14 protein-coding genes and 1 tRNA gene are annotated in these 11,092 nt (G+C 55.2%); 7 read left to right on the plus strand and 8 right to left on the minus strand.

The annotated features are described in order from the left end of the window. From T363_RS15985 to serC, 7 genes are all read right to left on the minus strand, one after another. Positions 1-392, minus strand: a 392-nt coding sequence (locus tag T363_RS15985; protein WP_031473929.1) for a helix-turn-helix domain-containing protein, incomplete at its 3' end; no start/stop codon positions are given. Between the two features lie 165 nt (positions 393-557). Next, a complete protein-coding gene (gene nagB, locus T363_RS0104960) occupies positions 558-1,295 on the minus strand; it encodes a glucosamine-6-phosphate deaminase (RefSeq protein WP_031473820.1) in 738 nt (245 codons plus the stop codon). Positions 1,296-1,417: 122 nt separating this feature from the next. After that, the gene (locus tag T363_RS0104970; RefSeq protein WP_031473822.1) at positions 1,418-1,675 is read right to left on the minus strand and encodes an HPr family phosphocarrier protein; all 258 of its coding nucleotides are present in this window, start codon (positions 1,673-1,675) and stop codon (positions 1,418-1,420) included. Positions 1,676-1,716: 41 nt separating this feature from the next. Further along, entirely contained in the window at positions 1,717-2,211 is a 495-nt protein-coding gene (locus tag T363_RS0104975; protein ID WP_034971733.1) for a PTS sugar transporter subunit IIA, read from the minus strand. Positions 2,212-2,640: 429 nt separating this feature from the next. Continuing rightward, positions 2,641-2,787 (minus strand): hypothetical protein, encoded by a 147-nt coding sequence (locus T363_RS15990; RefSeq protein WP_154658744.1) that lies wholly within the window; start codon positions 2,785-2,787, stop codon positions 2,641-2,643. A gap of 20 nt (positions 2,788-2,807) precedes the next feature. Then, a complete protein-coding gene (locus T363_RS0104985; protein ID WP_031473826.1) occupies positions 2,808-3,959 on the minus strand; it encodes a 3-phosphoglycerate dehydrogenase family protein in 1,152 nt (383 codons plus the stop codon). Between the two features lie 240 nt (positions 3,960-4,199). Continuing rightward, a complete protein-coding gene (gene serC / locus T363_RS0104990; protein ID WP_031473828.1) occupies positions 4,200-5,291 on the minus strand; it encodes a 3-phosphoserine/phosphohydroxythreonine transaminase in 1,092 nt (363 codons plus the stop codon). A gap of 263 nt (positions 5,292-5,554) precedes the next feature. On the opposite strand from serC, the gene T363_RS0104995 reads away from it, so the two are divergent. The 4 genes from T363_RS0104995 (at position 5,555) to T363_RS16695 (ending at position 9,302) form a co-directional block, all read left to right on the plus strand. Beyond that, positions 5,555-6,976, plus strand: coding sequence for an aminotransferase class I/II-fold pyridoxal phosphate-dependent enzyme (locus T363_RS0104995; RefSeq protein ID WP_051643104.1), 1,422 nt, complete (start codon positions 5,555-5,557; stop codon positions 6,974-6,976). Positions 6,977-7,001: 25 nt separating this feature from the next. Beyond that, positions 7,002-7,325: a cyclic-di-AMP receptor gene (locus T363_RS0105000; RefSeq protein WP_031473832.1), complete on the plus strand. Its 324-nt coding sequence runs from the start codon at positions 7,002-7,004 to the stop codon at positions 7,323-7,325. Continuing rightward, complete coding sequence (locus T363_RS15055) at positions 7,322-8,200, plus strand: DNA polymerase III subunit (protein ID WP_051643105.1); 879 nt, start codon at positions 7,322-7,324, stop codon at positions 8,198-8,200. Before T363_RS0105000 ends, T363_RS15055 begins: the two co-directional genes overlap by 4 nt. A gap of 67 nt (positions 8,201-8,267) precedes the next feature. After that, positions 8,268-9,302 carry a PSP1 domain-containing protein gene (locus T363_RS16695; protein ID WP_078096919.1) on the plus strand — a complete coding sequence of 345 codons (1,035 nt, stop codon included), beginning with the start codon at positions 8,268-8,270 and terminating at the stop codon, positions 9,300-9,302. 116 nt (positions 9,303-9,418) lie between these two features. On the opposite strand, the gene T363_RS0105015 is transcribed toward T363_RS16695, so the two are convergent. Next, a tRNA-Thr gene (locus T363_RS0105015) sits at positions 9,419-9,494 on the minus strand. 295 nt (positions 9,495-9,789) lie between these two features. Between T363_RS0105015 and rpsF the strand changes: the two genes are divergently transcribed. From rpsF to rpsR, 3 genes are read left to right on the plus strand one after another with little or no spacing between them, the layout of a single operon-like run. Continuing rightward, a complete protein-coding gene (gene rpsF, locus T363_RS0105020) occupies positions 9,790-10,086 on the plus strand; it encodes a 30S ribosomal protein S6 (protein WP_031473838.1) in 297 nt (98 codons plus the stop codon). A 14-nt stretch (positions 10,087-10,100) separates the two neighbouring features. After that, positions 10,101-10,592: a single-stranded DNA-binding protein gene (locus tag T363_RS0105025; RefSeq protein ID WP_031473840.1), complete on the plus strand. Its 492-nt coding sequence runs from the start codon at positions 10,101-10,103 to the stop codon at positions 10,590-10,592. A gap of 21 nt (positions 10,593-10,613) precedes the next feature. Further along, positions 10,614-10,886 carry a 30S ribosomal protein S18 gene (rpsR, locus tag T363_RS0105030; RefSeq protein WP_031473842.1) on the plus strand — a complete coding sequence of 91 codons (273 nt, stop codon included), beginning with the start codon at positions 10,614-10,616 and terminating at the stop codon, positions 10,884-10,886. The last annotated feature ends 206 nt before the right edge of the window (positions 10,887-11,092 follow it).

The following is an 11,092-nucleotide window of genomic DNA, read 5'->3' on the forward strand; positions in this document are numbered from 1 at the left end:
CGCTCTTCCAGCGTTGTCTTTCTTCTTGCGTTTGCCATATAGACCTCCCGTTTCGGATCATAATCCTTGAGTTCTTTATTGGCATTATAACGCTGAATCCACTTTCGGAGCACCTCTCTGTTTGAAATATTGTATTTGGCTACGATATCATCCACACTGCCAATTCCGCTAAGATACTCTTCAATGCAATGAATCTTAAATTCCTTGGAATACCTTCTGTTTCCACTTACAAAGGCTTCAATACCGTTCGCTTCGTACTTGGATATCCATCTATATATCTCGTCACGATTCATTCCATAAACATCTTGTAATTGAGAATAGGCAACCTTACCCGACTTATACGCTTCTATGATTTCTATTTTCTTCTCTGGAGTGAATTTTATTTTGCCCATAAAAAATCCTCCTAAAGTAGATTTTGGTTTTTTCCATGGTCTACTTTAGGAGGATCATATCAGTATGCCTGACTTTTTTCATTTGCGCTGCAAATGCTGTTTCACATACGCAGCAGCGTGGTTTTGATCGAGAGACAGTCGAAAAACTGGATTTTTCGACTGTTTTCAAATCAGATCCCTGCACTTAGAGAACGCCGCTTCATCAGCTACCACCGTAACATCGGGGTGCAGCTGCAAAATAGAGGCCGGTACCTGCGGGGTGATCGGGCCAAAGAAGGCTTCGCGCACGATATCCGCCTTGTTTTCACCCGAAATGATAATCAGGATCTTACGCGCCTGCATAATGGTCTGCACACCCATGGTATATGCCTGACGCGGTACATCATCCGCCGAAGCGAAAAAGCGCTTGTTGGCTTCAATGGTCGAGGTGGTCAAATCGACACAGTGCGTCCCCTTAGAGAACACCTCATCCGGCTCGTTAAAGCCGATATGGCCGTTCAGACCCATGCCGAGCAGCTGCAGGTCCACGCCGCCCGCCGCAGCAATGGCTGCATCGTAGCGCGCACACTCGGCGGCGGCATCCATCTGTGCGCCGTCCGGCAGGTCGATGCGCTCGGCCGGGATATTGATTGCATCAAACAGGTGCTGATGCATGAAATAATGATAGCTCTGATCATGGTCGGCGGTCAGGCCGCGGTATTCATCCAGATTAAAGCTGCTGCACTGCGAAAAATCCAGATCGCCCTGCCGGTGCCAGACAACCAGCTGCTCATAAATGCCGATAGGCGACGAGCCGGTTGCCAGACCGAGGATGCTGTCCGGCTTCAAAACGACCTGCGCCGCAATGACCGAGGCAGCCTTACGGCTCATCTCCTGATAATCCTTTGCACAAATAAATTTCATTGATTTTTCTCCTTGCTGTAAACCAAAATCAGTAAATGGAAAGGCGGGCCGTCTGCGCCCGCCTTTTTCTGCACCTGCACGTCCGCCATGGTATAGGCCGGCCTGCCTGTGCCCGGACGGTTTTACAGATTTTCCTTCAGGAACTGCTCCAGCTTTTCTGCTGCTGCTGCCTCATCCTCACCCTCGATGGTCAGGCGGATGGCGTCGCCCTTCTTCACGCCCATGCTCATAACACCCATAATGCGCTTGGCGTCAACTTCCTTGGCAGGGCCGATCAGCTTGATGTTGGACTTGAACTGGGACGCTTCCTTTACCAGCATGCCGGCCGGACGCGCGTGGAGACCCAGTGCATCCGTAATGGTGTAGAATACAGTTTTCATAATACATTTTCCTTTCTAAAAAAAGCATTTTGCTTGGGTTATTATATTTTGCGCAGCAAGAACAGCGGCTCTCCCGCATGGATCCCGCCTTCCGGCGCCATACGGATCGCAGCATATTCGCCTGCATTGCACACAAGCACCGGTGTAATCGGATCGCACCCATCCGCCCGGATAGCCTCCGGATCAAATTCGACCAACGTCTGTCCCCGTGTGACCCAGCTTCCGCTTTCGCAGCACACCCGATAGTGTTTGCCGCACAGCCGCACCGTATCCAGCCCGATATGGATCAGCAGCTCCACGCCGTCCTCCGTTGTCATACTGACGGCATGACCGGTTTCCATCACCAGCTCGACCGTACCGTCCGCCGGGGCAATGACACGGCCTTCGTCCGGCCGGATTGCAACCCCTTTGCCGAGGATTCCTTGTGCAAAGGTTGGATCGGACAGCTCAGACAGCGGAATGACCACACCGGATACAGGTGCTATGATATGGATATCGGCGGGGCTGCCGGACAGCCTCTTCCATTTGCCAAACATGATAACACACCTTTTAACCGATCATCCTCTGTGAACAGCAGCAGATTTCAGCGTAAAAATGAAAAAAACCAAATTCCTGCGCTGCCGAACACCATTTTCAGGCTGGCCGCGAGAAATTTGGCATTGTCCGCCGTTACGACAGCAATCCAATCACAACGAGGACGATGTTCGCTTGTTAGTTTTATTTTAACAAACTGTTCCTATTTTTTCAACCCGCAGCGACCGTGCATTATGCCCGAAAAAATAATATAGTTTTATACAGTATGCACAATAAAAACAGAACTTATACCAAATGAACCAAAATAACTTCATAAAATAACACAAAAAAACCGGAAAGAAACAAAAATTCCCCTGCCGCTTGGCAGGGGAACACAGCTTGTCGAAAAGTATTTTGCCGATGAACGCGCACCATACGCGCCGCAGCGAGCATCAAACAGAAAATGGCAGCAAGCTGCCATTTTCATCAAAACCCGCAACCGGTGCGTGGATTTTATCCAAGATAACGGAGAATTTTACCCAACGGGTGCGGTTCGCAATCGCACATTCGATCGAAAACGCGGTTGCGATCGAGACCAAAGTCTCAATTCCCCTGCGGCTTACAGCGCACGAACCGAAATCATGCCTTCGATCGCGCGAAGCTCATTCAGATTCTCCTCGGTCGGCTGCTCGGCCGTGTCGATAATGGTATAAGCATAATCGCCCTTGGAGCGGTTGCCCATGTTTTCGATATTGCAGCGTACCGAATGGGTGATCGAAGAGATCATGTTCGGAATATTCTTATGGATCAGGCAGATACGGTAGCCGCCCTCATACGGTACCTTCAGGTTGGGGAAGTTGACCGAATTGCGGATGGTGCCCTTCTCCAGATATTCCGTAATTTCATAAACCGCCATCTTAGCGCAGTTGTCCTCGCTCTCGGGCGTAGAAGCGCCGAGGTGGGGCAGCGTGATCGCATTTTTCTGCGCAAGGATGCAGTCGGAAGCAAAGTCGGACACATACGCCGCGATTTTGCCGCTGGCCAGTGCATCTGCGACCGCCTGTTCATCCACCAGCTCGCCGCGCGCCAGATTGATCAGGCGCACGCCGTCCTTCATCTTGGCAATGGCTTCCGCCGAAATGGTGTGCTTGGTATCCGCATTGAGCGGCACATGGATGGTGATATAATCGCAGTTGGCAAAAATCTGATCCAGATCGGTCACGTGCTTGACCGAACGGGACAGGCTGAGCGCACCATCGACCGACAGGAAGGGATCGTAGCCCCAAACCTCCATATCCAAGCCAACCGCTGCGTTGGCAACCTTGACGCCGATCGCACCCAGACCGATAACACCCAGCTTTTTGCCGGCGATTTCCGGGCCGGCATAGGTGGCCTTACCCTTTTCCGCTGCGGGGCCGATATCCGGCGTACCCGCCAGACTGTTGACCCAGTTTGCACCCTGTACTACCTTACGCGAAGCCAGCAGCAGCGCGCAGACGACCAGTTCCTTCACGGCATTGGCGTTTGCACCCGGGGTGTTGAATACCACGATGCCCTCTTCCGAGCAGCGGTCGATCGGGATATTGTTTACGCCCGCACCGGCGCGCGCAATGCACTTAAGGTTTTTCGGGAACTGCACATCATGCAGCTTGGCCGAACGGACGAGAACCGCATCATATTCCTCAAAATCCTCTGCGCAGGTATACTTGGCGGCGTCCAGCTCTTCCAGACCGACCTTGGAAATTTTATTATACAGCTTTACGTTATACATGAGAAAGCACTCCTTTGTTATCTGTGCCTGCGCTTTTTAGAGCGCAGCGACGTAAAATGACAAATTTCCAAGGACTACGCCTTGGAAATTTGCCCGCGACTCAGCGGCCTTGGGCCGCGGGTATCAAAAATCGGTTTGGCCGCAGCCTTCTATCCTTTCACCGCCGCCGCGCAGCGTTTTAATGAGAACTCCGGAACCGATTTTTGTATATAGGGGATACCGGGTACCCCCTATCAGGTTTTACTTGTTTTCTTCTGCGAACTTCTTCATAAAGTCGATCAGATATTCCACGCCTTCCACCGGCATTGCATTATAAATGGAAGCGCGCATACCGCCGACCGAACGGTGTCCCTTAAGGTTGGACATACCGGCTGCTGCCGATTCCTTGGCAAACTTGGCGTCCAACTCGTCGTTTCCGGTGCGGAAGGTGACGTTCATATGGCTGCGGGAAGCCTTTTCCGCCACAGCCTTATAGAAATCCTGCGAATCCAGATAATCATACAGCAGGGAAGAACGCTTTTCCGCAAGCTTGCGCATGGCATCCACGCCGCCCTGCTCTTCGACCCACTCGAGCACCAGACCGAGCACATAAATCGCGTATGTGGGAGGTGTATTGTACATGGAGTCCTTTTCCGCCATGGTCTTCCAGTCCAGCATGACCGGGTACTTTTCCAGCGGATAATTGCCGAGCAGATCCTCGCGCACGATAACGACCGTAACGCCCGCAGGCCCCATGTTCTTCTGCGCACCGGCATAGATCACACCATACTTGGAAATATCCACCGGCTTGGACAGGATGTTGGAGGACATATCCGCCACCAGCGGCACACCGGCCGGGGTTTCGGGATCGTACTGCCACTCGGTGCCGTAAATGGTGTTGTTGGCGCAGATGTAGAAGTAATCCGCATCCGGACGGATATCCAGCTCAGCCTGCGTGGGCACGCGGTTGAAGTTGCCTTCCTTGGAGGAGAAGGCGACATGGATATCACCGAACTTCTTGGCTTCCTTATAGGCGTTGTTGGCAAAGTTGCCGGTCAGCGCGTAATCCGCCTTGCCGGTCTTCATCAGGTTCATCGGAATGGCGGCGAACTGGGTCGTCGCGCCGCCCTGCAGGAACAGCACCTTGTAATTTTCCGGAATGGAGAGCACACGGCGCAGACGCGCTTCGGTTTCCTTGATGACCGCGTCATATACCTTGGAGCGGTGACTCATCTCCATGACGGACATACCGGAACTCTTATAGTTCAGCATTTCGGAAGCACAGCGCTCGAGTACGGGGACCGGAAGCATAGAAGGACCCGCCGAAAAATTGTAAATACGATTGTCAGCCATAGTGATAGTTACCTGCCTTTCAAAATTCAGCATATTACTTCCCTGATAGGGAATATAATACCCATTATAATATACGGGATTGCAGATTGCTACGGAAATTTGTACGAAAATTCCGCCCGCAAAAGACGAATGTCTGCACATTATGGACATGGACGGATGTGTTTGCCGCGGCTTACACGGGTTTTCTGTATTTGCCTATGCAGGGCGCGCTGTGGTATACTGGTGAAAACCGCCCCCGCCATCCGGAAAGGAGAGATCCCCCCATGCCGCCGCGCAGACTGCCGCCCCACCGCCAGATCAACCGCCTGCTGCCGTTTACCAACGCGCCGCTGTTCCACGCGCTGCAATTACTGGCCACGGGTGATTCCGCCCGCTTTCACATGCCCGGACATAAGGGCGCGCCGCTGTTCAGCACCTATGCGGATATTTTCTCTATCGACTTTACCGAAACCTACGGCACGGGCAACCTGTATCTGGGCGACGGGCCGATCCGCGAAGCCGAGGTTGCCGCAGCGCGTTATTTCAGCGCGGAGGACTGCTTTTTCCTAACCGGCGGCTCCACGCAGGGCATTTTATCCATGCTCGCCACCGCCGTGGGGCAGGGGGGCAGCGTGCTGCTTGACCGGGAATGTCACAAATCCGTATGCCATGCCTGCGCCCTGCTGGATATCACACCGTACTTTGTTGCAGCGCCGCTGCTTGAGCCGTTTACGGTTTCGGGCGCGCTGCCGCAGGACGAGATCGAACGGCAGTTTGCCGCCCATCCGGAGATTCGCGCCCTGCTGGTCACCACACCGACCTATTACGGCATCCGCCGGCCGGTGCCCGCGCTGGCCGAGCTTTGCCACACGCATGGCAAAGCCCTATTGGTGGACAGTGCGCACGGCGCGCACTTCCCTGCCGTCGGCCTGCCCGCGCCTGTGCGCGAGGGGGCGGATCTGGCGGTGCTTTCCATCCACAAAACGCTGCCCTGCATGGGACAGGGGGCTGTGATCCTTGCCGCTGCCGGAACGGACAAACAGGTGCTGCGCGAAAACACCGCGCTGTTCGGCACTTCCAGCCCTTCCTATCCGATCATGGCGTCGATCGACCTCGCCCGCGCCTATACCGAAGGCCCCGGTCGGGAAGCTTACCGCCGTGCGGCAGCGGAATGCGGGCAGATGCGTCAGTTCATCCGCACGCACACGGTTTTTACCCCGCTGACACTGGAAGATTGGCCTGCGCTTGATCCCTGCCGCCTGACGGTATGCACAGCGGGAACCGACGTGACCGGACACCGGCTTGCCGATATGCTGTGGAGCGAATACGGCGTTGCCTGCGAAATGGCAGATGAACGCAATATCGTCTGCATCGTAACCGGATCGGACACCAACAGCTCGATGCGCCGTCTGCGGCGCGGCCTGCGCCGTCTGTCCGACCGGCGGCAGCCCGCCGCACCGCCCGCCCCTGCTGCGGCTTTTCCTCCCGCCGAACGGGTGATGTCCGTGCGGCAGGCGTGGTTTTCCAAAAACGGGCGGGTATCGCCCGCCGCTGCGGATGGTCTGATCTGCGCCCGTCCGGTCACACCGTATCCGCCGGGTGTACCGCTGCTGTGGCCCGGTGAGAAAATTACCCGGGCGCACATTGAACTTATCCGGGAAAGATGGTACAATGAAATCGACGAGATCACTGTGGTGATCCCGTGAAACACCTCAAAGGAGGGCATATCTTATGAAAATGGTACTTGCGATCATCAATTACGATGATGCACAGGACGTGATCAATAACCTGATGCAGGCCGGCTTCCAAATCACCAAGCTGGCAACGACGGGCGGCTTCCTCAAGGCCGGCAACGTCACCATCCTGATCGGTCTGGACGAAGAAAAGCTGGATGAATGCTTTGCCATCATCCGTGAACACTCCTCTTCGCGTAAGCAGATCATCCCGACGACCGCCGAGCTTGGCATGGGCTTTTTCCCTTCCACACCGGTGCAGGTCGATGTGGGCGGCGCAACGGTTTTTGTGCTGAACGTGGAGCGGTTTGAAAAGCTGTGATCTCATTTGATGCACTGCCGGGCAATGCCGCGCTGAAAACCAGCCTGCGTCATGCGCTGGCAGACCGCTTTCCGCAAGCTGTTCTGCTCACCGGGGATGACAGCGCCGGTTTGCAGCCGCTTGCCCTTGTTCTGGCTGCGGGCATCCTGTGTGAAAGTGCGGGTTCCCGCCCATGCGGGAGCTGCCTGTCCTGCCGCAAGGTCAGCGAAGCAGTCCATCCTGACCTGACCGTGGTGGACGAGGGCGAAAACGAACTGAAGGTGGATCTGGCACGCCGTATCAAAGCGGAAAACGCCATTATCCCGAACGACGGCGCCCGCCGTGTGACCGTGATCCATCACGCGCACAACCTCAATCCCATGGCGCAGAATGCCCTGCTGAAGGAGCTGGAGGAACCGCCTTCCTATGCGTTTTTTGTGCTGACCACCGAACAGCCGGATGCACTGCTGCAAACCGTGCGGTCGCGCTGCACCCGGTTTGCGCTCGAACCGCCGCAGGCTGCGGTATCAGATGAACAGGCTGTTGCCTTGCTCGGCCCTTTTCTGTCCGCCGTAGCGGAACAGCGTGAAGACCGCATGATGCTCGCCGCACTGGCGATGGAAAAAACGCCGCGCCGGGCGCTGCTCGGCGTACTTGGCGTGCTGCAAACCGCCCTGCGGGATGCCATCTTTGCGGCAAATCACCTGTCCCGGCCGCCGCTGCTGCCCGCACTGCAGCAGCAGACGCAGGCGCTCGCCCGCACGGTCAGTGCGGAACGGCTGCTCGCGGTTTACGACTGGATCGGCGTGCTGTCCGACCGGGTCGCACGCAACGCGGCTTCCGCCGCTGTAACCTGCTCGCTGACAAGCGATGTATACCAGCTTTGCTTTTTATAACACACAGCGGGAAGCGGCACGCCGCTCTTCCGGATAAATTTCCCTTAGGGAGGATAAATGATTGACGATGATTATCGGAGTCCGTTTCAAATCGAACGGAAAAATGTATTATTTTGACCCGCAGGAGCTGACCGTGTCCATCGGTGACGGTGTGATCGTGGAAACCGCGCGCGGGGTCGAATACGGCGAATGTGTACAGGGCAATACCGAGGTACCGGATCAGACCGTGGTGCAGCCGCTCAAACGGGTGATCCGTTTAGCGACTGAGGCCGACTGCAAAACGCTCGAACGCAACAAAAAACGTGCAGACGAGGCGTTTATCATCTGCAAGCGCAAAATTGAAGAACGCGGGCTGGAAATGAATCTGGTTACTGCGGAATGCACCTTTGATATGAGCAAAATGCTGTTTTATTTCACCGCGGACGGGCGCGTGGATTTCCGTGAGCTGGTCAAGGATCTGGCGGGGATCTTCCGCACACGCATCGAACTGCGCCAGATCGGCGTGCGCGATGAAGCCAAAATGATCGGCGGTCTGGGAAGCTGCGGCCGTGAGCTGTGCTGTTCCTCCTATCTGGAGGATTTCCATCCGGTCTCCATCAATATGGCAAAAGATCAGAATTTGTCGCTCAACCCGGCTAAAATATCCGGTGTGTGCGGCCGTCTGATGTGCTGCCTGAAATATGAGCATGAAGCCTATGCCGAGCTGCAAAAGGTGACTCCAAAACAGGGCAGTGTAGTCGATACGCCCGAGGGACGCGGCAAGGTGATCTCCACCCAGATGCTGCGCGGCACCTGTAAAGTGCAGCTTGATGACAGCCCCGAGCATACGCTGACTGAATTCCAGTGCACGGACTGCTGCATGGTCAAGGGCGTGTGCCGCAACCGGCAGAATGCCGCTGCCATGGCAGAGGAACGCCGCCGTCGTGAAGAGCAGGGTGCTGGCGACGTACCGCAGCCGGTACAGCCCCCTGTGGAAACTGCTCCGCAGGAAGAAACCGAAGAAAGCGCACCTGCGCCGCGGCGGAGACGGCGCGGCGGCCGGCGCCGCCGCAAGCCCACCGAAGAAGGGACACCCGCACCGGTGGAAGCATCCGAAGAATAACCGGCAAAAACAAAGCTCCTGCATTCCCAAAATGCAGGAGCTTTTCATATGCTAAGTGATAACACAAAACGGTTCCTATCAATAAAAATCCCGTCTGCCAATGACAGACGGGATTTTGGAGCTTGCGGCCGGACTCGAACCGGCGACCTGCGCATTACGAATGCGCTGCTCTACCAACTGAGCCACGCAAGCAGACGATATTGAATTGATTGGAAAATGCTGCATGCCTGCGTTTTGCGGGCGCGGCGCTGCTACACTCATCTGATCCGCGCACGGCGCGGGAATAAGGTCAGCGGCCTACGGGCTACCAACGGAGCCACGCAAGCAAATTTATTGTCAGCTTTGTTATTGTATCACGTATTTAAGATTTAGTCAATCTTTTTTTCAATTTTTCCTTGACTTTTTTCTATTGTTCGATATAATAGTAAGGTATCCTTGCTCACATCAAGGGATGTGGGCCAAAAGTCCAAAAGGAGGTGCGAAAGTTATGGCAAAGATCACTGGTAAGTACGAGACGATCTTCATTGTCAACCCCACGCTGGAAGAGGCAGCGGCTACCGCTGTTCAGGACAAGTTCAAGTCCCTCATCGAGGAGAACGGCACGAACGTAGAGGTTGAGGACTGGGGCAAGCGCCGCATGGCGTACCCGATCGAGGATCAGGCGGAAGGCGTTTACACGCTGGTCCGTTTCGAGTCCAAGCCCGAGTTCCCGGCTGAGCTGGACCGTATCTACAAGATCACGGACGGCATCATGCGTTCTATCATCGTCTGCCTGGATGACTAAGGCGGTGAACTAAAATGCTCAACAAGGCTATTCTGATGGGTCGTTTGACCCGCGATCCCGAGCTGCGCCACACGCAATCCAACATGGCTGTGTGCTCGTTCCGCCTTGCGATCGACCGCGACCGCAAAGGCCCGAACGGCGAACGCCAGACCGACTTCATTGACTGCGTCGCATGGGGCCGTCAGGCGGAATTCGTTGCACAGTGGTTTGCAAAAGGCGTAATGGCGATCGTCGTAGGCCGTGTACAGTCCCGCCAGTGGCAGGATCAAAACGGCAACAACCGTACGGCCATCGAAGTGAACTGCGATGAAGTTTCCTTCGGTGAAACCAAAAAGTCCCGCGAGTCCAATGCAGGCTACGCAGGCGGCGGTTACGGCGGTTATGATAATGGATCGCAGATGCGGCCCGAGCCTGCCGCGTCTCAGGTTACTCCCGCATTCGATCTGCCCGTTGGCGATTCGGATTTTCAGGAGCTGGCTGATGACGACGGCGATGTCCCATTCTAACAAAGAGGAGGTTACGCGACAATGGAAGAAACCAAGAAGGAATTCACGCCCCGTCCGGAGCGTGCAGAGCGCCCGCAGCGCGGCCGTCGCCGCCGCAAGGTTTGCGCTTTCTGTGTTGATAAAGTCGAGCACGTTGACTATAAGGATGCTGGCAAGCTCCGCAAGTATATGTCTGAGCGCGGCAAGATCCTGCCCCGCCGTATGACCGGTACCTGCGCGCATCATCAGCGTCAGCTGACTGAGGCGATCAAGCGTGCCCGTCACATTGCTCTGCTGCCCTATACCGCAGAGTAATTCGTTTTCGTTTTATAAAGGATACAAAAAGACCGTTTTCCATCGGAAAGTGGTCTTTTTTTTCATTTACTCGGTGTATTTTTCTATGCAGATGATTTTTTCTTACAGAAAGCGTATAATTCCTCATATAAGATGGTTTGCCGTCGGCGGGCGGGATTTCGCCGCCTGCGGGCGGCGGGAACGGTACCGCACGCGCGGCGGGCGCA

It is taken from the genome of Agathobaculum desmolans ATCC 43058, from assembly GCF_000701665.1.
GTDB classification, from domain to species: domain Bacteria; phylum Bacillota; class Clostridia; order Oscillospirales; family Butyricicoccaceae; genus Agathobaculum; species Agathobaculum desmolans.